Annotated in this window: 23 protein-coding genes; 8 read left to right on the forward strand and 15 right to left on the reverse strand. The window is 74.3% G+C overall.

The annotated features are described in order from the left end of the window. The first annotated feature begins 111 nt into the window (after positions 1 to 111). From ACZ402_RS08480 to ACZ402_RS08490, 3 genes are all read left to right on the forward strand, one after another. Positions 112 to 2,232, forward strand: a complete 2,121-nt coding sequence (locus ACZ402_RS08480) for an endonuclease/exonuclease/phosphatase family protein (protein WP_375822936.1) — start codon at positions 112 to 114, stop codon at positions 2,230 to 2,232. Positions 2,233 to 2,375: 143 nt separating this feature from the next. Further along, positions 2,376 to 2,849: a hypothetical protein gene (locus tag ACZ402_RS08485; protein ID WP_255180858.1), complete on the forward strand. Its 474-nt coding sequence runs from the start codon at positions 2,376 to 2,378 to the stop codon at positions 2,847 to 2,849. A gap of 1 nt (position 2,850) precedes the next feature. Continuing rightward, on the forward strand, positions 2,851 to 3,444 hold the full coding sequence (locus ACZ402_RS08490; RefSeq protein WP_375822937.1) for a hypothetical protein: 594 nt from the start codon (positions 2,851 to 2,853) through the stop codon (positions 3,442 to 3,444). A gap of 27 nt (positions 3,445 to 3,471) precedes the next feature. Here the strand turns inward: ACZ402_RS08490 and ACZ402_RS08495 are convergent, their stop codons facing one another. Further along, the gene (locus ACZ402_RS08495; RefSeq protein WP_375822938.1) at positions 3,472 to 4,923 is read right to left on the reverse strand and encodes an NAD(P)H-quinone dehydrogenase; all 1,452 of its coding nucleotides are present in this window, start codon (positions 4,921 to 4,923) and stop codon (positions 3,472 to 3,474) included. A gap of 120 nt (positions 4,924 to 5,043) precedes the next feature. Here ACZ402_RS08495 and ACZ402_RS08500 point away from each other — a divergent pair, with 120 nt between their 5' ends. Both ACZ402_RS08500 and ACZ402_RS08505 read left to right on the forward strand, forming a co-directional pair. Continuing rightward, entirely contained in the window at positions 5,044 to 5,895 is an 852-nt protein-coding gene (locus tag ACZ402_RS08500) for a purine-nucleoside phosphorylase (RefSeq protein WP_375822939.1), read from the forward strand. Position 5,896: 1 nt separating this feature from the next. Beyond that, positions 5,897 to 7,753 carry a phospho-sugar mutase gene (locus ACZ402_RS08505; RefSeq protein ID WP_375822940.1) on the forward strand — a complete coding sequence of 619 codons (1,857 nt, stop codon included), beginning with the start codon at positions 5,897 to 5,899 and terminating at the stop codon, positions 7,751 to 7,753. An 85-nt stretch (positions 7,754 to 7,838) separates the two neighbouring features. Here ACZ402_RS08505 and ACZ402_RS08510 read toward each other — a convergent pair whose 3' ends face one another. The 4 genes from ACZ402_RS08510 to ACZ402_RS08525 all read right to left on the reverse strand — a co-directional run bounded on the left by ACZ402_RS08510 (position 7,839) and on the right by ACZ402_RS08525 (position 11,693). Beyond that, positions 7,839 to 8,423: a hypothetical protein gene (locus ACZ402_RS08510; protein WP_375822941.1), complete on the reverse strand. Its 585-nt coding sequence runs from the start codon at positions 8,421 to 8,423 to the stop codon at positions 7,839 to 7,841. A 62-nt stretch (positions 8,424 to 8,485) separates the two neighbouring features. After that, positions 8,486 to 9,124, reverse strand: a complete 639-nt coding sequence (locus tag ACZ402_RS08515) for a hypothetical protein (RefSeq protein WP_375822942.1) — start codon at positions 9,122 to 9,124, stop codon at positions 8,486 to 8,488. Positions 9,125 to 9,141: 17 nt separating this feature from the next. Continuing rightward, entirely contained in the window at positions 9,142 to 11,358 is a 2,217-nt protein-coding gene (locus ACZ402_RS08520) for a hypothetical protein (protein ID WP_375822943.1), read from the reverse strand. Positions 11,359 to 11,408: 50 nt separating this feature from the next. After that, positions 11,409 to 11,693 carry a hypothetical protein gene (locus tag ACZ402_RS08525; RefSeq protein WP_375822944.1) on the reverse strand — a complete coding sequence of 95 codons (285 nt, stop codon included), beginning with the start codon at positions 11,691 to 11,693 and terminating at the stop codon, positions 11,409 to 11,411. Between the two features lie 170 nt (positions 11,694 to 11,863). On the opposite strand from ACZ402_RS08525, the gene deoC reads away from it, so the two are divergent. The 3 genes from deoC to ACZ402_RS08540 are packed head-to-tail and all read left to right on the forward strand — an operon-like array spanning position 11,864 to position 15,357. Then, entirely contained in the window at positions 11,864 to 12,925 is a 1,062-nt protein-coding gene (deoC, locus tag ACZ402_RS08530) for a deoxyribose-phosphate aldolase (RefSeq protein ID WP_375822945.1), read from the forward strand. 18 nt (positions 12,926 to 12,943) lie between these two features. After that, complete coding sequence (locus ACZ402_RS08535; RefSeq protein ID WP_253051099.1) at positions 12,944 to 14,416, forward strand: aldehyde dehydrogenase family protein; 1,473 nt, start codon at positions 12,944 to 12,946, stop codon at positions 14,414 to 14,416. Continuing rightward, positions 14,416 to 15,357: an aldehyde dehydrogenase family protein gene (locus tag ACZ402_RS08540; RefSeq protein ID WP_375822946.1), complete on the forward strand. Its 942-nt coding sequence runs from the start codon at positions 14,416 to 14,418 to the stop codon at positions 15,355 to 15,357. Before ACZ402_RS08535 ends, ACZ402_RS08540 begins: the two co-directional genes overlap by 1 nt. Before the next feature lie 76 nt (positions 15,358 to 15,433). Here ACZ402_RS08540 and ACZ402_RS08545 read toward each other — a convergent pair whose 3' ends face one another. The 10 genes from ACZ402_RS08545 to ACZ402_RS08590 all read right to left on the reverse strand — a co-directional run bounded on the left by ACZ402_RS08545 (position 15,434) and on the right by ACZ402_RS08590 (position 24,792). Further along, positions 15,434 to 16,564 (reverse strand): adenosine deaminase, encoded by a 1,131-nt coding sequence (locus tag ACZ402_RS08545; protein WP_375822947.1) that lies wholly within the window; start codon positions 16,562 to 16,564, stop codon positions 15,434 to 15,436. A gap of 62 nt (positions 16,565 to 16,626) precedes the next feature. Then, the gene (locus ACZ402_RS08550) at positions 16,627 to 16,866 is read right to left on the reverse strand and encodes a hypothetical protein (protein ID WP_253051096.1); all 240 of its coding nucleotides are present in this window, start codon (positions 16,864 to 16,866) and stop codon (positions 16,627 to 16,629) included. A 50-nt stretch (positions 16,867 to 16,916) separates the two neighbouring features. Further along, the gene (locus tag ACZ402_RS08555) at positions 16,917 to 17,915 is read right to left on the reverse strand and encodes a hypothetical protein (protein WP_375822948.1); all 999 of its coding nucleotides are present in this window, start codon (positions 17,913 to 17,915) and stop codon (positions 16,917 to 16,919) included. Further along, positions 17,912 to 18,259, reverse strand: a complete 348-nt coding sequence (locus ACZ402_RS08560) for a DUF202 domain-containing protein (protein WP_375822949.1) — start codon at positions 18,257 to 18,259, stop codon at positions 17,912 to 17,914. Before ACZ402_RS08560 ends, ACZ402_RS08555 begins: the two co-directional genes overlap by 4 nt. Continuing rightward, on the reverse strand, positions 18,256 to 18,663 hold the full coding sequence (locus ACZ402_RS08565) for a YidH family protein (RefSeq protein WP_375822950.1): 408 nt from the start codon (positions 18,661 to 18,663) through the stop codon (positions 18,256 to 18,258). The genes ACZ402_RS08560 and ACZ402_RS08565 overlap by 4 nt, the downstream gene beginning before the upstream one ends. A gap of 2 nt (positions 18,664 to 18,665) precedes the next feature. Then, positions 18,666 to 19,934, reverse strand: coding sequence for a thymidine phosphorylase (locus tag ACZ402_RS08570; protein WP_375823168.1), 1,269 nt, complete (start codon positions 19,932 to 19,934; stop codon positions 18,666 to 18,668). Between the two features lie 149 nt (positions 19,935 to 20,083). After that, positions 20,084 to 20,539, reverse strand: a complete 456-nt coding sequence (locus tag ACZ402_RS08575) for a cytidine deaminase (protein WP_375822951.1) — start codon at positions 20,537 to 20,539, stop codon at positions 20,084 to 20,086. Between the two features lie 13 nt (positions 20,540 to 20,552). Then, a complete protein-coding gene (locus ACZ402_RS08580; RefSeq protein WP_375822952.1) occupies positions 20,553 to 21,848 on the reverse strand; it encodes an ABC transporter permease in 1,296 nt (431 codons plus the stop codon). Further along, positions 21,845 to 23,146 carry an ABC transporter permease gene (locus ACZ402_RS08585; RefSeq protein ID WP_375823169.1) on the reverse strand — a complete coding sequence of 434 codons (1,302 nt, stop codon included), beginning with the start codon at positions 23,144 to 23,146 and terminating at the stop codon, positions 21,845 to 21,847. The genes ACZ402_RS08580 and ACZ402_RS08585 overlap by 4 nt, the downstream gene beginning before the upstream one ends. 11 nt (positions 23,147 to 23,157) lie before the next feature. Next, the gene (locus ACZ402_RS08590) at positions 23,158 to 24,792 is read right to left on the reverse strand and encodes an ABC transporter ATP-binding protein (protein ID WP_375822953.1); all 1,635 of its coding nucleotides are present in this window, start codon (positions 24,790 to 24,792) and stop codon (positions 23,158 to 23,160) included. Between the last annotated feature and the right edge of the window lie 90 nt (positions 24,793 to 24,882).

The following is a 24,882-nucleotide window of genomic DNA, read 5'->3' on the forward strand; positions in this document are numbered from 1 at the left end:
TCCTCGCGCGCCGAGGTGGTGGCGCGCCGTCGCAGCCGATCCCTCAGTCTGGCACGGAAGACCCGATCGTGTGGTGCGGATCACATCGGCCGCCGGGTACCGTCGTGCCTCGTGAGCGCAGCGCAGCCCCCCTCCCCGCGGCCCGTGCCTCGGTCCGCCGCCCGGCTCGACCGGGCGACCGTCGTCCCGCTCCTCCTCCTCGTGACGGTCACCGCGATCGTCGTCGAGCTCGTGCGGTCCAGCGGGCCGCTGCTCGACCACGCGTTCTCCGCGGGCGTCGTCACCGTGGCCCTCACGGCGCTCGCGACGTACGCCGCACCCGGCGTCCTCGTCGTGATGATCACGGCGCGCCTCGAGCTCACGGGCAAGGTCGTGCTGCTCGCGGTGACGTCGCTCGCCGTCGCGCGCCTCGCGCTCCAGGGGCTCGGCGCCGCCATCGCCGGGGGCGTCGACCTCGGGCTCGTGCGCTACGGCGTCGGGCTCGCGACGGTCGCGCTCGGGATCGGCGTGCTGGTGCTCGTCGCCGCGTTCGCGAGCGGGACGGGCGGACCGGCGGGCGGTGCGGACCCCGCGCCCGGGACCGACGCCGCTCCGGGGCCGACGCCGTCGCGCTCCGGCTCCCCGATCGCGCGCGGGTCGCTCGTCGCCGTCGGCATCGTGCTCGGCGCGCTGCTCGCCGGGGCGCTGAGCGCGGTCCTCGGCACCTGGGACGCGTACTGGCGCGCCGACGTCGCGGGGTGGGTCGTGACGGTCGTCGTCGCCGCCGGTGCCGTCGCGTGCGCGGCGGCGCTGCGGGGGCGCGCGGCCCGGCCGGGATCGCGCGGGCTCTGGGTGCTCGGCCCGTTCGTCGCGCTCCTCGTGCAGGCGCTCGCCAACCCCGCGTTCGCCGCGTCGCAGGCGGGCGTCGCGCTGCCGTTCGCCGTCGGCGCGCTCGCCGTCGCCGCCGTGCTCGCCGCGTGGTTCGTCCCGTGGACGGGGCGCTCGACCCCGCCGGGGTCGCCGTGGGTGTCCCCCGCCCTGCTCGTCGTGGGCGTCGCCGTCGTGTTCCTCGCCGTGCCGCGCCTGGACGGGCCGGGGGCCGTCGGGGGCTGGGCGCTCCTCGTTCTGCTCGTGCTGCTCGTCCCCGTCGCCGCCCGCACGCTCGCGCTCGCCCTGACCCGCGCGGCGCACCCGCTCACGTGGCTGCGCCTCGCCGGCGCAGCGAGCGTCGCCGGGCTCGGGATGGCGGTCCCCCTGCTCGGGTACCAGCTCGAGTACGACGTCCCGCTCCCGTTCCCGCACACGCTCGTCCCCGTCGCCGCGGCGCTCGCGCTCGCCGTGCCCGCCGTCGCCGCCGGACTCCGCGCCCGGGGCGCCACGGCCTCCGCGGGCGACCCCGCGGCGCCGGGCACGACGCCCGCCGCCGGTCGCGCAGAGATCCCGGCGCTCGCCGTCGGCGGGGCGGTCGCGCTGATCGCGCTCGTCGGGGTGACGCAGGTGCACGTGCCGACCACGACGTCCGCCGTCGCCGACTACCCCGTCGGCGACCTGCGCCTGCTCGACTGGAACCTGCACTACGGCGTGAGCGCCGACCCGTCGGTCCGCCTCGACGAGATGGTCGCGACGATCGACGGCTCCGGGGCCGATGTCGTCACGCTCCAGGAGGTGTCCCGCGGCTGGGTGCTCGGCGGCGGCGCCGACATGGCGACCTACCTCGCGCGCGAGACGGGGATGCGCGTCGTCTTCGTCCCCGCGGCCGACCGCCAGTTCGGCAACGCGATCCTCTGGGACCCGCTGCGCGGCGACCTCGCCGACGTCGCGCGCCACGCCCTGCCGTACGGCGCGGGGCCGCAGGAGCGCTCGGCGATCACCGCGACGCTCGACGCCGCCGGCGTCCCCGTGCGCGTGACCTCCGTGCACCTCCAGCACCGCGAGGAGAACACGCCGACCCGGCTCGACCAGCTCGAGACGCTCCTCGCCGACGAGCCCGTGGAGGGCGCGTACGTCCTCGCGGGAGACCTCAACGCCGAGCCCGGCTGGGACGAGATCACCCTGCTGGAGGAGCACGGGCTCGAGAGCGGCCAGGACGCCGCCGGCGACCCCGACGCCCTCACGTCGCCCTCGGTCGCGCCCGCCCACCGCATCGACTGGGTCTTCGGTTCCGACCCCGTGACCTTCCGCTCCTTCGAGGTCCTCGACGTCACCGCCTCCGACCACCGCCCCCTGCTCGCCGAGCTCCGCGCGCGCGGCTGACGCCCGCGTCGGCGGCCCGCGGTCTGACAGACCTGTCGCCGCGCGACCACGGCCCTGTCCCCGCGCAACCAGGGTTCTACCCGCGCAACCACGGCTCTACCTCGCGCGACTCGGCTCTCACCTCGCCGCGTTAGGGTCAGCGGGTGCGCATCGAGCTGACCGTGACCGAGGCCGTCGAGATCGCGCGTGCGACGGGCGGGCTGCCGCCGTACGTGCGCTCGGTGACGAGCGAGGGCGACGACGTGCGGGTCGTCGTCGACCTGCGCGAGGTGCCCGACCCGCCGTCGGCGCTGAGGCTCGCCGCGCGGCTGGTCCCCGTGGTCCGGGCGACGCTGCACGTCGAGTCGGTCGTGGCCGGCACCGCCGTGCTCGCGGTCGAGGCCAACGCCGCCGGCCTGCCCGCGCACAAGCTGCTCGGCTTCGTCGAGGCGCCGTTGCAGGGAGCCCTGCGTTCCCGGGGCCTGCTGCCGGAGGCCGTGCGCATGCTGCCCGAGGCGCGGGTCGCGGTCGACGTGCAGGCGCTGCTCGGCGGGGTGCTCGAGCACACCTTCCCCGGGTTCCAGCTCACCGAGCTGGCGTTCGCGGACGGGACGCTGCGGCTGGACGGTCGGCTCTGACGTGTCGCAGCATCACGCCGACGGCCGGGCCGTCGCGCCGGTCCTCGTCCTGCTCGGCCCTGCGGCCACCGGCAAGTCCACGCTCGGCGAGCTCGTCGCCGGGCTGCTCGGCGTCGCGTTCGTCGACCTCGATGCCGTCGCCGACCGCTACTACCCGGAGGTCGGGTGGAGCGTCGACCGGCTCGTCGAGCGCATCGCGGTGGTCGGCCGGGTCGCCGCGGAGCGGGAGTGGGAGCCGGCGCGGGCGCACGCCGTCGAGCGTGCCGTGGCCGACCACCCCGGCGCGGTGCTCGCGCTGGGTGCCGGGCACGCGTCGTACACGGACCCGGCATGCCTGGACCGCGTCCGTGCGGCGCTCGCGCCCGTGCCGCACGTCGTCCTCGTCCTGCCCGGCGCCGACCGCGAGCACGCGCTGACGGTGCTGCGGGCGCGGTCGGTCGCGGCGAAGGGCACGGACTGGGTCCGTGACGGCCACGACTTCCTCGCCGAGTGGTTCGACGACGTCGGGACGCGCGGCCTGGCGCACCGCACGTTCCTCACGGGCGCGGACGACCCGGCCGCGAGCGCCCGCCGGCTCCTCGACGTGCTCGGCTGACGAGCCCGCCGAGGGGAACCGCCGCGCTCAGTCCTCGCGGTGGTGCAGCATGCGCGCGACCTCGGCGATGGACCCGGAGAGCGACGGGTAGACGGTGAAGGCCTCCGCGACGTCGTCGACGGTGAGCCGGTGCGACACGGCGAGCGTGATGGGGAACACGAGCTCGCTCGCCCGCGGCGCGACGACGACGCCGCCGAGGACGACCCCCGCCTCGGGGTGCGCGAAGAGCTTGACGAAGCCGTCGCGCATGCCGAGCATCTTGGCGCGCGGGTTGCGCGCGAGCGGCAGCACGGTCGTGACGTACTTGCTGTTCTGCGCCTTGAGCCGCTCCTCGCTGTACCCGACGGTCGCGATCTCGGGCGCGGTGAAGATGTTCGCCGCGACGGTCCGCAGCTTGATCGGCACGACGGCGTCGCCGAGCGCGTGCGACATGGCGACCCGGCCCTGCATGGCGGCGACCGACGCGAGCGGCAGCACCCCGGTGCAGTCGCCGGCCGCGTAGATGCCGCGCACGGACGTGCGCGACACCTTGTCCACCTCCACGTGGCCGCTCGGCGTGAGCCGGACCCCGGCCTCCTCGAGGCCGATGCCGCTCGTCGAGGGGATGGCGCCGACGGCGATGAGGACGTGCGAGCCCTCGACGACGCGGCCGTCGGACAGGGTGACGCGCACGCCGTCCTCGGTGCGCTCGGCGGACTCGGCACGGGACCGCGACATGACGGTCATGCCGCGCGAGCGGAACACGCCCTCGAGCAGCTCCGCGGCGTCGGCGTCCTCCCCCGGGAGCACGCGGTCGCGGCTCGACACGAGGACGACGTCGGACCCCAGCGCGTTGTACGCGCCCGCGAACTCGGCGCCGGTGACGCCCGACCCGACGACGATCAGCCGTTCCGGGAGCTCGGCCAGGTTGTAGAGCTGCGTCCACGTGAGGATGCGCTCGCCGTCGGGCTGCGCCGTCGGCAGGACGCGCGGCGTCGCGCCGACCGCGAGCAGGATCACGTCGGCGTCGAGCACGACGGGACCGTCGGTGCCGTCGGGCGAGTCGACGACGACGCGCTCGGGGCCGTCGAGGCGACCCTCGCCGATGACGACGCGCACGCCCTCGCGCTCCAGCCGCGCGTGGATGTCCGCGGACTGTGCCGCCGCGAGCGCCATGACGCGCGTGTTCACGGCCTCGAGGTCGACGATGTGCCGGCGCATGGCCGGGTGCTGCGCCTTGGCAGTGTCGACGGGCAGGCGGATCCCGAGCTCGGCGGCGCGCTCCGCGATGGTCATCCAGTCGGCGGTCGCGATGAGGGTCTTGGAGGGGACGACGTCCGTGAGCACGGCCGCGCCGCCCAGGCCGTGCCGTTCGACGACGGTCACGTCGGCGCCGAGCCGGCGGGCGACGAGAGCGGCCTCGTAGCCGCCGGGCCCGCCTCCGAGGACGACGATGCGGGTGGCCTGATGGTCGATGCTCGCGTGCGTCACGCCGGACATTCTGTCAGGCCGTCGCGTCCCACGGTGTCAGCATGCGAGACGACGCGGCCGGTCAGGACCGTGCGGCGGGCCTCGCCGCTCGTCGGGTCGGGCGCCCGGGGACGGACTAGCCTTGCGTCCATGACGACGACGCCTGCGAGCACACCCCCGCTCGACGACCCCGCCACCGACCCGTTCCTCGTGGCGCGGGCCGCCGCCGACCACATCGCGCAGGCCACGGGGGTCGAGGGCCACGACATGGCGCTCGTGCTGGGCTCGGGGTGGGGCGGTGCCGCGGAGCTCCTGGGCGACGTCGTCGCGGAGGTCCCGACGCACGAGATCCCCGGATTCTCCGCCCCCGCGGTCGCGGGCCACCTCTCGGTGACGCGGTCGATCCGGGTCGAGCGGGCCGACGGCTCCGTCCGGCACGCCCTGGTGCTCGGCTCGCGCACGCACCTGTACGAGGGCAAGGGCGTGCGCGCCGTCGTGCACGGCGTGCGCACGGCCGCGGCGACGGGCGCCGAGACGCTGATCCTCACGAACGGGTGCGGCGGCCTCAACCAGGACTGGGGAGCGGGCACGCCCGTGCTGCTCTCCGACCACATCAACCTCACGGCCCGCAGCCCGCTCGAGGGCCCGACGTTCGTCGACCTCACCGACGTCTACTCGCCGCGCCTGCGCGAGCTCGCGCACCGTGTCGACCCCACGCTCCCGGAGGGCGTGTACGCGCAGTTCCCGGGGCCGCACTACGAGACCCCGGCCGAGGTGCGGATGGCCGGGATCCTCGGCGCCGACCTGGTCGGCATGTCCACGACGCTCGAGGCCATCGCGGCCCGCCACTGCGGCCTGGAGGTGCTCGGCGTCTCGCTCGTGACGAACCTCGCCGCCGGGATCAGCCCGACGCCGCTCTCCCACGCCGAGGTCATCGAGGCCGGCCAGGCCGCGGGACCCCGGATCAGCGCCCTCCTGGCCGACATCGCGAAGCTGGTGTGACATGACGGACCGCACCGCGGGGTACCGGACCGACCCCGCCGACGACCCGACGTTCGACCCGGGGACCGACCGCGGCGCGTTCCTCGAGCGCGTCGCCGCGTGGATCGACGACGACGTCGACGCGGGCGACCAGGACGAGCTGCGGCACCTGCTCGACCTGGCCGACTCGCCCGACCCACGCAAGCACGACGTGCGCGTCGCGGCCCTCACCGAGCTGCAGGACCGGTTCTCCGGCCCGCTCGAGTTCGGGACCGCCGGGCTCCGCGGGCGCATGGCCGCCGGTCCGCACCGCATGAACCGCGCGGTCGTGATCCGCGCGGCGGCGGGGCTCGGGGCGTACCTGCTCGACGCGCTCGGGCCTGCGGGCGCCGGCGGCGCGGCCCGCCCGCGCGTCGTCGTCGGGTTCGACGCGCGGCACCGTTCGCGGACGTTCGCGGTCGACAGCGCGGCCGTGCTCACGGCGGCCGGGCTGGACGTCCTCGTCCTGCCCTCGGCCCTGCCGACGCCGGTCCTCGCGTTCGCGGTGCGCCACCTCGGCGCGGACGCGGGCGTCATGGTGACCGCGAGCCACAACCCGCCGGCCGACAACGGGTACAAGGTCTACCTCGGCGGACGGGTCGTCGCCGACTCCGGGCAGGGCGCCCAGATCGTCCCGCCGTTCGACGCCCGCATCGCCGCCGCGATCGCGGCCGTCGGACCGGCGCGGACGGTCCCGCGCGCGAGCGGGGGCTGGACCGTCCTCGACCGGGAGGTCGTCGGCGCGTACGTCCGCTCGGTCCTCGCGCTGTCCGACGGCGCCCCCCGCCGCCTCAGGGTCGTCACCACCGCGCTGCACGGCGTGGGCGGCGAGACGGTCGCGCACGTGCTGCGCGACGCGGGCTTCACGACCGTCGTGCCGGTCGAGGAGCAGCTCGACCCGAACCCCGACTTCCCGTCGGTCGCGTTCCCCAACCCGGAGGAGCCGGGCGCGATGGACCTCGCGCTCGCCGTCGCGCAGGACGCGAGCGCCGACGTCGTGCTCGCCAACGACCCCGACGCCGACCGGTGCGCGGTCGCGGTGTTCGACGCGCGCGTCGGCACCTACCAGGGCGCGGAGACCGCGCGCTCCAACGGGTGGCGCATGCTGCACGGCGACGAGGTGGGCGCGCTGCTCGGCGACGACGTCGCGCGGCGCATCGCGGCGTCCGGCGCGGCGTCGGGCACCCGGGGAGGCGTGCTCGCGTGCTCGGTCGTGTCCTCGCGGCTGCTCGGGAAGATCGCGGCCGCGCACGGGCTCGGCTTCGCGACGACGCTCACGGGCTTCAAGTGGATCTCGCGCGTCGACGGGCTCGTGTTCGGGTACGAGGAGGCGCTCGGCTACTGCGTCGACCCCGCGCACGTCCGGGACAAGGACGGGATCAGCGCCGCGCTGCTCGTCGCGCAGCTCGCCAACCGACTCAAGGCGGAGGGCCGCACGCTCGTCGACGCGCTCGACGACCTGGCGCGCCGGCACGGCCTCCACGTGAGCGACCAGCTCTCCGCGCGGTTCACCGACCTCGACCGCATCGGCGAGACGATGACGCACCTGCGGGCCGCTCCCCCGCGCACGCTCGCGGGTGCCGGCGTCTCGGACGTCGCCGACCTGTCCGCAGGCCTCGACGGCCTGCCGCCCACCGACGGCGTGCGGATCCTCACCGCCGACGGCACGCGCGTCATCGTCCGCCCGAGCGGCACCGAGCCCAAGGTGAAGTGCTACCTCGAGGTCGTGCTGCCCGTCGCCCCCGACGCCTCGCACGCCGACCTCACGGCGGCCCGCGCCGCCGCGCGCGACCGCCTCGACCGCGTCAAGGCCGACATGCAGCGGGCCCTGGGACTCTGAGTCTCAGCGGTCGGGAAGCTCGAGCGCCCTCTGCATGCAGCGGAGGGACAGGTCGAGGAGTGCGCTCGTGTCCATGCCCTGCACCTCATCGACGCTCCGGCTCCGCCTCACGAACGTCGTCCCCGTCCAAGCCGTCCAGCGGCTCAGGCGCCGGATCGAAGAACCCCGGCTTGATCGAGTCGACATCACACTCAGTCTCGGTCCCGTACGTCGTCATCACCCGAACCTGCCCCGACTCGTCCCGCTCCAGGTAGTACCCGCGCTCGAACGCGACCGGCGACGCCGGCGCCACCTGACCCGAGGCCAGGCTCCACGTCGCATACGCGCACACCACCACCTCCGCCTTGTCCGGCCCCGTCTCCTCCACCGACAACGGCTCGAACGGCCTCGGACCCACCAGCGTGAAGTACCGGCCCTGATCGAGAGCGTCCCGCTGCCCCGACGCGGTCCGGTGCACGATGTCGCCGCTCATGACAGCCAGCAACGCCGGGTCCGACCAGTCGTGCGCGTTCCACGCCGCCGCGAACAGGGCCTCGTACTCCCGCAACGCCTGCACCCACGGGTCCGACTCCAGCTCACCCGACGGCTCACCCTGCGGCCACCGCACCTCCGGCACCACCAACGGCTCCGACTCGCTCGCACACCCCGCCCCCGTCAGCATGAGGGCCACGACAGCGACAGCACCCACCACGCGAGGAACCATCGAGCGAACACCGACCAGCGACGACGGACTCATGGACGCTTCGGCTCCGCCTCACGCACATCGTCACCGTCCAACCCGTCCAGCGGCTCGGGCGCCGGATCGAACAAGCCCGGCGAGATCGAGTCGACATCACACTCAGTCTCGGTCCCGTACGGCGTCATCACCCGAATCTGCCCCGACTCGTCCCGCTCCAGGTAGTAGCCCTGCTCGAACGCGACGGGCGACGCCGGCGCCACCTGACCCGGAGCCAGGCTCCACGTCGCATACGCACACACCACCACCTCCGCCTTGTCCGGCCCCGTCTCCTCCACCGACAATGGCTCGAACGGCAACGGACCCACCAGCGTGAAATACCGGCCCTGATCGAAGGCATCCCGCTGCCCCGACGCAGTCAAGTGCGCGATGCCGCCGCTCATCACCTCAAGCAAGGCCGAGTCCGACCAGTCATGCGCATTCCACGCGGCCGCGAGCAGGGCCTCGTACTCCCGCACCGCCTGCACCCACGGGTCCGACTCCAGCTCACCCGACGGCTCACCCTGCGGCCACCGCACCTCCGGCACCACCAACGGCTCCGGCTCGCTCGCACACCCCGCCCCGGTCGCGGCGAGCGTGAGGACGAGCGCAGCACCGGTCCAGGGGCGTGGGGTCGTTCGGGGGCGTCGGTTCACGCGGGTGCTCCTCGTCCTCATCGTTCGCTGCTCAGGACGGTCTGGCCGGTGACGGCATCGAAGGTCTGGCCCCAGTCGCCGACCAGGTCGTCCACGTCGTCGGCCTGCTCGGGGAAGTCGCGAGGGTGGTAGGCCCCGGCCTCGCGCATCAGGTCCCCGAGGTCGTACAACGCCGCGCGAAGCACCTCAGCACGGGCCTCACGCGTCGCGGGCAGCTCCTGGACCGCGCCCTGGTACTCGTCCGCCCACGACCGTGCGATCTGGTCACCCATCGTGCCGAGCCCGCTGCCGTACAGGTACGACCTGAGCGGGCCACCCCCGATCGGGATCGCACCGAGGACGGCGGTGACGTCGGCGACGGCCTTGCGCCGTGCGTCGTCCTCGTCCCCGGCCGCCACCAGCCCCGATGCGGCCGGCCCGGCGTCCAGCAACGCCTGGCACAGCACCACACGCTCCAGCGCGTCGTACCCCGCCACGCCCGGGGTCGTGACGGCCCGGTCCACGACCCATCCCTGATACGCGGCCACGTACCGCTCGAACCGCTCCGCGCCCTGCGGGTGGAACGTCGCCATCGCCACGACCCTCCCCAGATCCCCTGCCTGCACGTCACCGATCGGCTGCTTCGGCCCGCCGGGAAGAGACCCAAAGATGAAGGGCTTCTGCTTAGAGTCTGTACCGGTTGAGTCCGCGGGCAAGCCCGCGGTCGAGCGGTCGAGCGGGTACTCCACGAGGTAGGGGAGCTGCGTGCCCACCGCCTCGGTGAGCAGGATCCCGGCCGTCGCGCTCACGTGCTGCGGCCGCAGCGACGGATTGTCCGCGAGGCTGTCGAACACCCAGGTGTTCAGGGTCGCGACCTGCTGCCACGCCCGCTCGTCGACCACGTCGGTGTCGCTCGGCCCGCCCGGGACGTGCTGCGCACCGGCCCAGAGGCCCGCGACCCCGGCAAACCCGTCGCCCTGGGACCAGTCCCGCTGCTGGAACCAGTAGTCCACCCGTGCCTGCCCGGTGTCCCAGCCGTCGCGCACAGGATCCGGCGTGGTGTCGGTGAGCCAGTCCGCTGCGTCCTGCGGGTACAGGCCCAGGGTCTGCAGCACGGCACCCGCAGGCTCGCGCACCCGGCCTGCGTCCACGCTCGCCCCGAGCGCGACCTTGGTCAGCTCCACCCCCGCCGCGACGAGCCCCGCGTCGGCGAGCCGTCCCCCGGCCCACGGGCCCGTCCGTTCGAGCTCGTCGACCATCCCCGCCATCGCGACCGTCAGGCCCCGACCCATCGGCGTGCTCACCGGGTCGTCGAACAGGTACCCGAGCACCGACCAGTCCCCGCCCACGCGCGCCGCCTCGACCAGACCCTGCGCGAACTCGCCCGACCGGAGCGTCGTCCAGTCCCGCGACGCCACCGACACACCCAGCCGCAACCACCCGGCCACCGCGGCGCCCTGGACCGGGTCCAGCGTCCGGTCCGCGACACCCGTCCCGGCAGCCTCCAGCACCCGCATCGACAGCCCCGGCCCGAGCTCACGCACCCACGCCTTCAGCAGAGCCTCGTCACCACCGTGCGCCCCCAGCACCGTCAGGACGTGCTCGACCTCTGCCGCGTCCAACCGGCCGTCCGCCCACGCCTCACCGCCCAGGTACGCGGCCAGACCCGCACCCACGGCCCCCGCCCCCAGGTCGTCCGACCCCAGCACCCCGATCGCCGCGTACGCCGCCCGACGCTCCGCCCAACCCGCCGGCACCGCCGCCGCCAGCTCGTCGACCAACCTGCGGTCCGCAGCCTCACGCTCCGCAACGAGCTCGTCGATCCGGCACACCGCCCACGTCGCGTCCGACTCCAGCTCCTCGACCTCGCGCGCCGTCACCGTCCCAGGACCCGCCAGACCGACCACCGTGCACCGCACGTGCCCCGCACCGTCCCGGTGGCACGCCAGCCCGTACCCGGCCGCCCGCGCGGACAAGACCCTCAACCGGTCGCGGTACCCCACGTACTGCGGCCCGATCTCCTCCAGCACCCCGACGTACCGCGACACCGCGACCCGCGCCGCCTCACACCCCTCCACGACGCCGGACGCCCGCACCGACACCGACCACAACGGCCCGTCCAACCACGCCCGGAACGACTCCCCCGACCAGAACCGCTCCATCACCCCCGACACGTCGAACGCGCCCGCCTGCACCCCCACCGCGCCCGTACCCGCCGCAGCCAGCCCGGCCACCATCGACCGCAGCCCCGACACGTCACCCTCACCCGGATCCCCCGGCACCCACGACCACACCGACGCCACCCTCAGACCCGACGCGCCGCGAACCCGGACACCGCCGCACCGTCCGCACGCTCACCCTCGGACCCGGCGAACCGCGCCACCGCCCCAGCGTCCTCACAATCAGCCCGCAGCAGCGCGAGCTCCGCGACCAGCCACTGCCGCACGGACTCGGTGGCGTCGACCACCCGCTCCCCCGACCCGGCCGCCCGCCAGCCCGGCGCCATGACCAGCCCGGGCAGGCCTTCCACCGTCGACGCGACATGACGCACGCCTGCGGGATCCATCGACCACGGCACCGACACGAGCACCCCCTGCTCCTCGTCGCTCGGCCTCGCGCCGAGCCCCCTGCGGACCAACCTAGCGGCGCCCGCGACACCGCAAGCGCCGTCGTCCACAGGCCGAAACCCGCCCCACGGCGACCGACCGCGACGAACCTGCCGGACCCACCACGAGGCGTACCGACGGGTAACCTGGTGCGATGAGCACAACGACACCGACGTCGGTCGCCGAGACCGGCCGGGCGGGCACCGGAACGGCGCCGGCGACCCCGGGTTCGGCCGACCGGTCCGCTGCCGAGATCGCCGATCTCGCGCGCTCCGTGACGGGTTCCGCCCTCCTCGACGACACCGCCTGGCGCCGCTACCTGCACGGGCTGCCGGGCGTCGACAAGGTGGGCGCCGACGGCCGCGCGGCCGCCCTCGGCACCCGCTCGATCAAGACGACGTCCAAGGCCTGGGCGCTCGACACGATCATCCGCATGGTCGACCTCACGACGCTCGAGGGTGCGGACACGCCCGGCAAGGTGCGCGCGCTCGCCGCGAAGGCCGTGCGCCCCGAGCCGGCCGACCCGACGTGCCCGTCCGCCGCCGCCGTGTGCGTGTACAACGACCTCGTCCCCGTCGCGGTCGAGGCGCTCGCCGGGACGGGCGTCAAGGTCGCCGCCGTCTCGACCGCGTTCCCGTCGGGCCGCGCGAGCCGCGCGGTGCGCCTCGCGGACACGCGCGACGCCGTCGAGGCGGGCGCGGACGAGATCGACATGGTCATCGACCGCGGCGCGTTCCTCTCGGGGCGCTACTCCCAGGTCTACGAGGACATCGTCGCCGTGCGCGAGGAGTGCCGGGCGAACGGGCACCACGCGCACCTCAAGGTCATCCTCGAGACCGGCGAGCTCGCCACGTACGACAACGTGCGCCGCGCGTCGTGGCTCGCGATGCTCGCGGGGGCCGACTTCATCAAGACGAGCACCGGCAAGATCTCCCCCGCGGCGACGCTCCCGGTGACGATCGTCATGCTCGAGGCCGTGCGCGACTTCCGGGCGCTCACAGGCGTCCCGGTCGGGGTCAAGCCCGCGGGCGGCATCCGCACGTCGAAGGACGCCATCAAGTACCTCGTCGCGGTCAACGAGACCGCGGGCGGCGACTGGCTCGACCCGGACTGGTTCCGGTTCGGGGCCTCGTCGCTGCTCAACGACGTGCTCATGCAGCGCAACAAGCTCGCCACGGGTGCCTACTGGGGCCCCGACTACGTGACCGTCGACTGAGCCGGACTGAAGGACACCATGACCACCACAGCAAGCACGGCCGGCTCGCCGTTCGAGTACGCGCCGGCCCCCGAGTCGCGCGCCGTCGTCGACATCGCGTCGTCGTACGGCCTGTTCATCGACGGCGAGTTCACGCCCGCGTCGGACTCGGGCTCGTTCAAGACCGTCAACCCCGCCACGGAGGAGGTCCTCGCCGAGGTCGCCGAGGCGACCGAGGAGGACGTCGACCGCGCCGTCCGCGCGGCGCGCCGCGCGCAGGAGAAGGTGTGGGGCCCCATGCCGGGCCGCGAGCGCGCCAAGTACCTGTTCCGCATCGCGCGCCTGCTCGCCGAGCGCTCGCGCGAGTTCGCGGTCCTCGAGACGCTCGACAACGGCAAGCCGATCCGCGAGTCGCGCGACGTCGACGTCCCGACGGCGGCCGCGCACTTCTTCTACTACGCGGGCTGGGCCGACAAGCTCGAGCACGCGGGCTACGGCCCCGACCCGCGCCCGCACGGCGTCGCCGCGCAGGTGATCCCGTGGAACTTCCCGCTGCTCATGCTCGCGTGGAAGATCGCCCCCGCGCTCGCGACGGGCAACACGGTCGTGCTCAAGCCCGCCGAGACCACGCCGCTCACCGCGCTCCTGTTCGCGGACCTGCTGCGCCAGGCCGAGCTGCCGGCCGGCGTCGTCAACATCGTCACCGGCGCGCGCGCCACCGGCTCGGCACTGGTCAACCACCCGGACGTCGACAAGATCGCGTTCACGGGCTCGACCCCGGTCGGCAAGCGCATCGCCCAGGAGATCGCGGGCACGCGCAAGCACGCGACGCTCGAGCTCGGCGGCAAGGCCGCGAACATCGTGTTCGACGACGCGCCGATCGACCAGGCGATCGAGGGCATCGTCAACGGCATCTTCTTCAACCAGGGCCAGGTGTGCTGCGCCGGGTCGCGCCTGCTCGTGCAGGAGTCGATCGCCGAGGAGCTCGTGGACCGGCTCAAGGCCCGACTCGGCACGCTGCGCGTCGGCGACCCGATGGACAAGAACACCGACGTCGGCGCGATCAACTCGCCGCAGCAGCTCGCGCGCATCACCGAGCTCACCGACGCGGGCACGGCCGAGGGCGCGACGCGCTGGAGCCCGGACTGCGAGCTGCCGTCGTCGGGGTACTGGTTCGCCCCGACCCTGTTCACGGGCGTCTCCGCCGCGCACCGCATCGCGCGCGAGGAGATCTTCGGCCCGGTGCTGAGCGTCCTGACGTTCCGCACCCCCGCCGAGGCGGTCGCCAAGGCGAACAACACCCCGTACGGCCTCTCGGCAGGGATCTGGACCGAGAAGGGGTCGCGCATCCTCTGGATGGCCGACCAGCTCCGCGCGGGCGTCGTGTGGTCCAACACCTTCAACCGGTTCGACCCGACGAGCCCGTTCGGCGGCTACAAGGAGTCGGGCTACGGACGTGAGGGCGGCCGGCACGGCCTGGCGCCCTACCTGATCGAGGGGAGCACCTACTGATGGCCCGCACGAGCAAGGCGCCGACCGGCTCAGCCCGCACCGCTCCCGCACCCGAGCGCCTGGGCGTGCGCAAGACGTACAAGCTCTACGTCGGCGGGAAGTTCCCCCGCAGCGAGTCGGGCCGCACGTACGAGGTGACGGACGCCAAGGGGCGGTTCCTCGCGAACGTCGCGCAGGGCTCCCGCAAGGACGCGCGCGAGGCCGTCGTCGCCGCCCGCGCGGCGCAGGCGAAGTGGGCGGGCGCGACGGCGTACAACCGCGGCCAGGTGCTCTACCGCGTCGCGGAGATGCTGGAGGGGCGCCGCGAGCAGTTCGTCGCCGAGGTCGTCGCGGGCGAGGGCCTCACGGCGCGTCAGGCCGAGGTCGCCGTCTCCGAGGCCATCGACCGCTGGGTCTGGTACGCGGGCTGGACGGACAAGGTCGCGCAGGTCGCCGGCTCCGCCAACCCGGTCGCCGGCCCGTACTTCAACCTGTCCGCCCCCGAGCCGACCGGCGTGGTCGTCGTCGTCGCCCCGCAGCGCTCGTCGCTGCTCGGCCTCGTCTCGACGATCGTCCCGCCGCTCGTCACGGGCAACGCGGTGATCGTCGTCGCGAGCGAGCAGCGCCCGATCCCGGCCGTCACGCTGTCCGAGGTGCTCGCGACCTCGGACGTCCCGGGCGGCGTGGTCAACGTCCTCACCGGCTTCACCAGGGAGCTCGCTCCCCCGCTCGCGTCGCACCTCGACGTCAACGCGATCGACCTCGCCGGCGCCGTCGGCGCCGAGGGCGTCACGTGGGGCGAGCTCGAGGCCGCCGCGGCCGACTCCGTCAAGCGCGTCCTGCGCCCCGCCGTCGGCCGCCGCGGCGACGACGCCGAGCCCGACTGGACCGAGGCCCCGCGCCCCCAGCGCATCCTCGCGTTCACCGAGACCAAGACGGTCTGGCACCCCAAGGGCGCCTGACCCCCCGCCGAGAACGACGTTGGTGCCGTGATCGCGTCGATCACCGCACCAACGTCGCTCTCGGCCCCGGGAAGGGTCAGAGCTGGGCGCCCTGGACCTCCTGGTAGCCCGGCAGGATCACGTCGTCGACGAGCGCGCGCCGCTCGTCGTGGTGGACGAACGCGCTCCACGCGGCGGTCATCGTCACGTCGGCGAGGTCGTCGATCGTCCACCCGGCGTGCTCGACGAGGAGCGCCATCTCCTGGGTCATCGTCGTGCGCGACATGAGGCGGTTGTCGGTGTTGAGCGTGACGGCGAAGTCGAGCTCCTTGAGGCGCGTGATCGGGTGGGCCGCGACCGACGTCGCCGCGCCGGTCTGCACGTTCGACGACGGGCACAGCTCGAGCGGGATCTGGTGGTCGCGCACCCAGTGCGCGAGGAGGCCGAGCGCGGCCGTCCCGGACTCACCCTCCGCGCTGTGCGGGTGCTCCGGGTCGAACGTGATGTCCTCGACGATGCGCACGCCGTGACCGATGCGGCTCGCCTGGCCCAGGTGCACGGCCTCCGCGATCGACGCCGGACCGGCGGCCTCGCCCGCGTGGATGGTGACGGGGAAGTTCTCGTCGGCGAGGTAGCGCCAGATCTCCGCGTGGCGCGAGGGCGGGAACCCGTCCTCGGCGCCCGCGATGTCGAACCCGACGACGCCGTTCGCACGGTTCGCGACGGCGAGCTCGGCGATCTCCTGCCACCGGTCGGCGTGCCGCATCGCGGTGACGAGCTGCCCGACGCGGATGGTCCGGCCCTCGGCCTCGGCCTCCGCGACGCCCTGCTCGATGCCGGACTGCACGGCGTCCACCGTCTCCTGGAGGGTGAGCCCGCGCTGGAGGTGCTGCTCGGGCGCCCACCGCTGCTCGGCGTACACGACGCCGTCCCGTGCGAGGTCGAGGACCGCCTCGCGCGCCACGCGCGCGAGCGCGTCACGCGTCTGCATCACGGCGATCGTGTGGTCGAACGTCTCGAGATAGCGCACGAGGGAGCCGGAGTCGGCCGACTCGGCGAACCAGGCGCCGAGGGACTCGGCGTCGCCCGCGGGAAGCTGGTGCCCGACGTCGGCGGCGAGCTCCAGGATCGTGGCGGGGCGCAGCCCTCCGTCGAGGTGGTCGTGCAGCACGACCTTGGGCAGCGAGCGGATGACGTCGACCGTCAGGGGTGCGTTCTCGGTGGTCATGCGCTCACGGTACCGGCCGGTACGTCGACGCTCGCGCCGAACGACCGCGCGACCGGGACCGGTCAGGCGTAGTCGTCCTCCTCGCCCGGCACGGCGGACGCCTGCTCGACGACGTCGGCCTCGTTCGCCTCGCCCTCGAGGTCGGGGCGAGCGGTGCGCGGGCGGTACTCGTCGCTCTCGTGCTCGGCGTCGTCGACGCCCGGGCCGTCGTCCTCCGACTCCTCGACCAGGCTCACGACCTCCTCGTCCTGCTCGACCAGGCCGGCGTCCCGCCACGCGTCGTTCCCGGGCACGGTGCTCATCGCGACTCCTCACCTGACGACTCGGCGCGCCACGGCCGTGGCGGCTCTCTTCATCCTCCCGCCGGGTGCGGGGCCTCGCCAGCCCGGCCGACGGCGGGCAGGAGCGCCCAGCAGACGTGCGGCCACCCCCCGAGCGCGCTCCTCGCCCCGGGCGACCGGGCGCCGTCGAGCAGGTGCGCCACGTCCAGGTCGTGCACGGTGCCCGACGACGGCTCGTAGACCCGGCAGCGCCGCGCCCGCGCGGCGGTGCCGGCACTGGCGCCGTCGTCGGCGTCGGCGTCAGTGCCGACGTCGGCGTCGGTGAGCAGCACGACGTGGCGCGGCACGGCGGTCGCGACGCCGAGGGCGAGGTCACCGCCGGTGAAGAGCGGAACGGGCACGCCGTGTGCCGCCGCGGCGAGGGCGGCCCGGACCACCGGGTCGTCGTCCCGGTCTCCGGCGACGACGCGCTCGACGTACCGCACGTCCGCGTGGCGCGCGGCCCGCGCGGCGCCCCACGGCGGCGTCCCGAGGGACGCGGGCCACGGCAGGGGGCCCAGAGCGGCACGGTTGGTCCGGCGCTTCAGCACCCGCTGCAGCTCTCCGAACCGCGCCGCCCCTCCCGACCGGGGCCGGCCGCCCGTCCCGGCGTCGTCCCCCGCGCGCAGGCCTGTGGCGAGCCACAGCGCGAGCACCGGGTCGCCGGCCGCGGCGAGCAGCCCGAGCACGGCCGAGCCGCACGTGGTCGCGTCGGTCTGGCGTGCCGGCTCCCCGCCGAGCTCGAGCAGCCGGACCCCGCGTTCGCGCGGGCCACCCCACCCGTGGGCCGCGCGGCCCAACGGGTCGACGACGGCGCGCCGGGTCCTCGGGTCGAGCGCGGCGAGCGTGCCGGCGAGCGCGCGCACCCGGTCCGCGGGGTGGCCCGCGCGCCGGGCGAGGGCGAGGGCACGGTCCGTCCCGCCGTCGGGCCGGTAGACGCCGCCGGGCGGTGGCTGCGGCACCGCGCGCGCGGGCACGAGCCGCGCGAGGTCCGTGACCCGCAGCGCGCCGAGCGCACCCCGGACGGTCATGCCGCTCCCAGCGCGCGGCCGAGCGCCCAGACGGCGCCCACGACGGCCAGCACGACGACGAGGCTCGCGACGCGCACCAGGAAGGACCACGAGTACAGCCGCCCGTGGCCGGGCAGCCCGCCGGTCGGGGGCCGCAGGACGGCGGGGACGAGCGCCAGCACCCCCACGGCGACCGCCGCGCACACCGTGACGGTCGACCCGGAGCGGAGCCCCGCGCCCGCCAGCAGGAGCGCGCCCACGACGACGCCGAGCACCGTCCGCTGCCACGCGAGCGCCGTGCGCTCCGGCTGCATGCCCTCGTCCCGGACCGGCGGCGAGGGCACCTCTCCCGGCGGCGTGCTCACGGCCCGCCCGCCGAGCCCACGGCGTAGCCCGCGAGCAGCAGCGCGAGGACCACGACCCCCGCCACGAGCACGGGCAGCCCGCTCGGGGCGGGCAGCCGCCGTCGCAGGCGCAGCGCGCGCTCGTTGCGGCGCCAGGAGACGAGCGCGTAGCCCGCGAACCCGGCGCCCACGAGGCACGCGACGCCGGCGACGACGTCGAGCACGCCCGGCATGTCGGCGAACGTCGCGAAGGACGTCAGCGCGACGCCGCCCGCGACCAGCCCGAGGCCCGTGCGGACCCACGCGAGCGCGGTGCGCTCGTTGGCGAGGCTGAACCGCGCGTCGGGCTCGGACCCGACCCCGTACACGGAGCGCGGTCGACGCGTGTCCGCCGGCTCGCCCGCGCCCGGCTCGTCGGGTGCCACGCTCAGTCGACGCGGTCCAGGACCACGGGACCACGCTCGACGACGGTGCCCGGTGCCGCGACCGCCCACGCCCCCTCGAGCGCCTGCACGGCCCGCTCGAAGCGCTCCGGCGTGTCGGTGTGCAACGTCATGAGGTGCTGGCCCTTGCGCACGGTGTCGCCCGGCTTGGCGAACAGCTCGACGCCCGCACCCGCCTGCACCGGGTCCTCCTTGCGCGCGCGCCCCGCCCCGAGCCGCCACGCGGCGACCCCGACGGCGTACGCGTCGAGGCGTTCGAGGACGCCGTCGCGGTCGGCGACGACGTGCTCGCGCTCGCGCGCGACCGGCAGCGGGGCCCGCGAGTCGCCGCCCTGCTCCGCGATCATCTCGCGCCACTTGTCGAGCGCACGGCCGCCCACGAGCGCGTGCCGCACGTCGTCCTCGTCCTGCGGGCGGCCCGCCCCGGCCAGCATCTCGAGGGCGAGCGCGACCGTGAGGTCGACGACGTCCTGCGGCCCTGCGCCCTTCATGACCTCGACGGACTCGCGCACCTCGAGCGCGTTGCCCGCGGTGAGCCCGAGCGGCGTCGACATGTCGGTGAGCAGCGCGACGGTGCGCACGCCGGCGTCGGTGCCGAGGTCGACCATCGTCCGCGCGAGCTCGCGCGCCGCGTCGAGCTCCTTCATGAACGCGCCGGATCCCACCTTGACGTCGAGCACGAGCGCGCCCGTGCCCTCCGCGATCTTCTTGCTCATGATCGAGCTCGCGATGAGCGGGATCGACTCGACCGTCCCCGTGACGTCGCGCAGCGCGTAGAGCAGCCGGTCGGCGGGCGCGAGCCCCGAGCCCGCCTGGCAGATCACGGCGCCCACGTGCTCGAGCGCGTTCATCATCTGCTCGTTGGACAGCGCGGCGCGCCATCCCGGTATGGCCTCGAGCTTGTCGAGCGTGCCGCCCGTGTGCCCCAGGCCGCGGCCGGAGAGCTGCGGCACCGCGACGCCGTACACCGCGACGAGCGGCGCGAGCGGCAGCGTGATCTTGTCGCCCACGCCCCCTGTCGAGTGCTTGTCCGCCGTCGGGCGCGAGAGCCCCGAGAAGTCCATCCGCTCGCCCGAGGCGATCATCGCCTGCGTCCAGCGGCCGATCTCGGTCCGGTCCATGCCGTTGAGGTAGATCGCCATCGCGAGGGCGGCCATCTGCTCCTCGGCGACGACGCCGCGCGTGTAGGCGTCGATCACCCAGTCGATCTGCGCGGGGTCGAGCCGCGCGCCGTCGCGCTTGGTGCGGATCACGTCGACCGCGTCGAAGGGCTCGGGCGCCGACCCCGCGTCGTCCGCGCCCGTGCCTGTGCCCGCGTCTGTGCCGTCGGCCCCGACGGGGGCCTCCGCCGTCGCGTCCTGGTCCTGCGTCCCGCCACCCTGCGGGGTCACGTCGTCGCTGGTCACGAGCGCTCCTCCAGATCCTCGGGCCCGAAGGCGTCGGGCAGCACGTCCCTCATCGTCTTGATACCACGCACGGTGTCGACCAGCAGGTCGGGGCCCCCGTGCTCCCACAGGAGCTGTCGGCAGCGACCGCACGGCATGAGGGTCGCGCCGTGCCGGTCCACGCACGCGAACGCCACGAGACGGCCCCCGCCCGTCCCGACGAGCGAGCTGACGAGAGAGCACTCCGCGCACAGCGTCACGCCGTACGCGGCGTTCTCGACGTTGCACCCGACGACGACGCGGCCGTCGTCCACGAGCGCGGCGGCGCCCACCGGGAATCCCGAGTAGGGCGCGTACGCGCGGGTCATGATCTCGCGCGCGGCGTCGCGCAGCGCGTCCCAGTCGACGTCCGGCCCGACGGCGGCCCCGCCCGAGCGGGGCTCGCCGTCGTGCGCGTTCGGCAGGTCTGTCATCGGCACCGCGGCCTCACTTCACGTAGGGGATGCCCTCGGCGGCCGGCGGGCGCACGCGCCCGACGAGGCCGGCGACGGCGAAGATCGTCACGACGTACGGCGTCATGAGCATGATCTGGCTCGGGATCGGCGTCCCGACGATCCCGAGCACGGTCTGCAGGTTGTCGGAGAACCCGAACAGGAGCGCCGCGACGAGCGCGCCGACCGGGTTCCACCGCCCGAGGATCATGGCCGCCAGGGCGATGAAGCCCTTGCCGCCCGTCATCTCCTTGCCGAAGGCGAGCCCCGCGGCGACGGTGAAGAACGCGCCGCCGAGGCCGGCGACCGCGCCGCCGAGGATCGTGTTGCGCACGCGGGTCGCGTTGACCTTGATGCCCACGGTGTCGGCGGCCTTGGGGTGCTCGCCGACCGCGCGCAGGCGCAGGCCCCACCGGCTCCGGAAGAGGAAGACCTGGAGCAGGATCACGACGACGTACATGATGTAGACGAGCAGCGTCTGGCGGAAGAGCACCGGTCCCACGACGGGGATCTGCGAGAGCACCGGGATCTCGATCACGGGTAGCGGGGTCCGCGTGTTCCACGTGCCCGGGTCCTCGGTGAGCACCGTGGAGTACAGGTAGCTCGTCACGCCCACGACGAGCACGTTGAGCACGACGCCGACGATGATCTGGTTCACCCAGTACTTCACCGAGAAGATCACGAGCAGCACGCCCACGAGGGCACCCGCGATCGGGGCCGCGATGAGGCCGGCGTACGCGGACGACGTCAGCGACGCGACGACCGCCGCGAGGAACGCCCCGGCGAGGAGCTGGCCCTCGATGGCGATGTTGATGATGCCGACGCGCTCGCACAGCACGCCCGAGAGCGCGCCGAACACGAGCGGGACCGCCAGGAAGAGCGAGCCCTGCAGCAGCCCCGTGAGCGGGATCGCGGCCTTGCCCGCCCCCGCCCAGCTCAGGAAGGCGAAGACCACGGCGACGCCGAACACGATGGGGAGCCAGACGCCCACCTTGCGCCGGTCGCGCGCCGCCCAGAAGGACAGCCCCGCGAGCAGGAGCGCGAGGATCGACAGGAACAGCGCCGCTCCCGTCGAGCTGACCGTGATCGGCTCGATCTGGAAGAAGTCGCTCGCGGTCGAGAGGCGGAACGTCGTCTGCTGCCCCCCGGCGGGGAGCAGGGCGAAGAAGACCAGTGACAGCAGCCCGATGACCGCGTACGCGACGGGGGCCTTCCAGCTGATGGGCGGGAGCGGCTTGGCCGCGCGCTGGGGCGCGGAGGCCGGCGCCGGGGTGGTGGTCGCGGTGCTCATGCTCCGGCCTCCTGCGTCGTCGTGGTGGTCGTGGCCGCCTCGGCCCGCCGTCTCGCGGCGTGACGCTCGGCGCGCGTCGGGCCACCCGGGGTCGGGAGCCGGAAGATCGCCCGCACGAGCGGCGGGGCGGCGATGAAGAGCACGATGAGGGACTGCACGACGAGCACGATGTCGATCGGCGTCCCGGTGCGCGCCTGCATCGCGAAGCCGCCTGCGCGGAGCGCGCCGAAGAGCAGACCGGCGAGGACGGTGCCGAGCGGCCGGGAGCGGCCGAGGAGCGCCACGGTGATCGCGTCGAACCCGAAGCTCGCGGCGATGCCCGCCGTGAGGACCTTCTCGGTGCCGAGCACCTGCGCGGCGCCGCCGAGGCCGGCGAGCGCACCGGCGATGGCCATGACCCAGACGGTCACCCACGCCACGGAGATACCCGCGGTACGCGCCGCGTGCGGGTTCTCGCCGACCGCGCGGAAGCGGAAGCCGAGCGTCGAGCGCTCCATGAGCCACCACACGCCCACGGCCGCGAGCAGGGCGAGCAGGAAGCCGAGGTGCAGGCGGAAGCCCTCGCCGAGCAGCAGCGGGAACGTGGCCGAGCTCGGGATGGGCGGGCTGATCGGGTTGCTGCTGCCCGGGCGCTGGAACGCGGGCGTCGTGAGCAGGTACGCCACGAGGTAGACCGCGATGTTGTTGAGCATGATCGTGACGATCACCTCGTGCGCGCCCGTCCGGGCCTTGAGCACACCCGCGATGCTCGCCCAGATCGCCCCGCCGAGCGCGGCACCGAGGACCGCGAGCAGCAGGTGCAGGCCGGGGGGCAGGGAGAACGTGAAACCGATGAACCCGGCGAAGATGCCGCCCAGGATGATCTGGCCCTGCGCACCGATGTTGAACAGGCCCGCGCGGAACCCGATGCCGAGGCCGAGGCCCGCGAGGATGAGCGGTGTCGAGACCGTCATGGTCTCGGTCAGCGGGCGGAGGGCCCGCTGGAGGTCGGGTGCCTGGAAGTTGATGACGGCGCCCTGGAAGAGCGCGCTGTAGGCGCCGAACACGGCGTTCCAGACGGCCTCGAAGAAGTCCGCGGGCCGCGCGAAGAAGTAGGTCGCGGCCTCCTGCACCTCCGGGTCGGCCGCCGCGATGAGCACGCCGCCGAGGACGAGGGCCGCGACGATCGCGAGCAGCGAGACGAGCCAGCTGCTCTCGAGCATCTCGCGCAGGATGCTCGCTCCGGCCGGCGGCCGGGCCTTCGTGGTGTCGCTCGGCGGCGCGGGCGTCGGCGGGACGGCCGCCGCGTCGTCGGGCATGGCCTGCTGGGTCACTGGATCTCCTCCTCGCGGGCGTCGGCGTCGGCCAGGTCGACGTCGACCCCGGCGCTCGACGGCGCGTCTCCCGCCTCGATGTCGGCCTCGCCGAGGGTGGTGCGGTGCTCGGCCGCCTGCGCGACGGCCTCGTCGAGCGGGACCCCCGCCATCATGAGCCCCAGCACGTCGCGGTCCGTGTCGCCCGGGACGACGCCGACGATGCGACCGCGGTACATCACGGCGATCCGGTCCGCGAGGGCGAGCACCTCGTCGAGCTCGGTCGAGACGATGATCACCGGGGTGCCGTTGTCGCGCTCCTCGACGACGCGCTTGTGGACGAACTCGATCGACCCGACGTCGAGCCCGCGCGTCGGCTGCGACGCGATGAGCAGGCGCAGCGGGCGCGACATCTCGCGCGCGAGGACGACCTTCTGCTGGTTGCCGCCGGAGAGGTTCCCGGCGGGCACCTCGACCGTCTGGGTACGGACGTCGAACTCGACCACCCGCTGCTCGGCGTTGTCGCGGATCGCGGCCCGGTTGAGCGCGCCGCCGCGCGAGTAGGGGGGACGGTCGAAGAGGTCGAGGACGAGGTTCTCCTCGACGGAGAACGTCCCGACGATGCCGTCCGTGCTCCGGTCCTCCGGGACGTACCCGACACCGGCGGCGAGGACGTCCGACACCCCGCGGCCGACGAGCTCCTTGCCGTCGAGCGTGATGGAGCCGGCGACGGGCCTGCGCAGGCCCACGATCGTCTCGGTGAGCTCGGTCTGCCCGTTGCCCTGGACGCCCGCGAGGACGAGGATCTCGCCGCGCGCGACGTCGAGGCTCACGCGGTCCACGACCGCGGTGTCGAGGTCGTCCATGACCGTGAGGTCGGTGACCCGTAACGTCGCGTCGCCCGGCTCGGCGGGCGCCTTCTCCACGCCGAGCGAGACGGACCGGCCGACCATGAGGGAGGCGAGCTCGGTCTCGCTCGCGCTCGGGTCCGCGGTCCCCACGACCTTCCCGCGGCGGATGACCGTGATGCGGTCCGCCACGGCGCGCACCTCGCGCAGCTTGTGCGTGATGAAGACGATCGACGTCCCCGCGGCCTTGAGCTGGCGCATGATCGCGATGAGCTCGTCGGTCTCCTGCGGGGTCAGGACCGCGGTCGGCTCGTCGAGGATGAGCACGCGCGCGTCGCGCGAGAGCGCCTTGATGATCTCGACGCGCTGCTGCACGCCGACCGGGATGTCCTCGACCATGGCGTCCGGGTCGACCTCGAACCCGAAGCGGTCGGAGATCTCCTGGACGAGCCGGCGTGCGCGCCGGGCGTCGATGAGACCGGCCCCCTTCACGGGCTCGTGCCCGAGCGCGACGTTCTCCGCCACCGAGAACACCGGGACGAGCATGAAGTGCTGGTGCACCATCCCGATCCCCGCTGCCATGGCGTCGCCGGGGCCCGTGAAAGCGACCGGCCGGTCGTCGACGAGGATCTCGCCGTCGTCCGGGTCGTACAGGCCGTACAGCACGTTCATGAGCGTGCTCTTGCCGGCACCGTTCTCGCCCAGCAGGGCGTGGATCTCGCCTGGCTCGATCACCAGGTCGATGTGGTCGTTCGCGACCAGGGACCCGAACACCTTCGTGATCCCGCGCAGCTCCAGCTTCACCGGGCGGCCTCTCTGAGAACAGGGAACTCCATCGAACCGTACTTCCGTCGCGCCGTCGCCTCGTGCGTCGCCTCATGACGACGGTGGCCC

This window comes from Cellulosimicrobium sp. NPDC030954, from assembly GCF_055571305.1.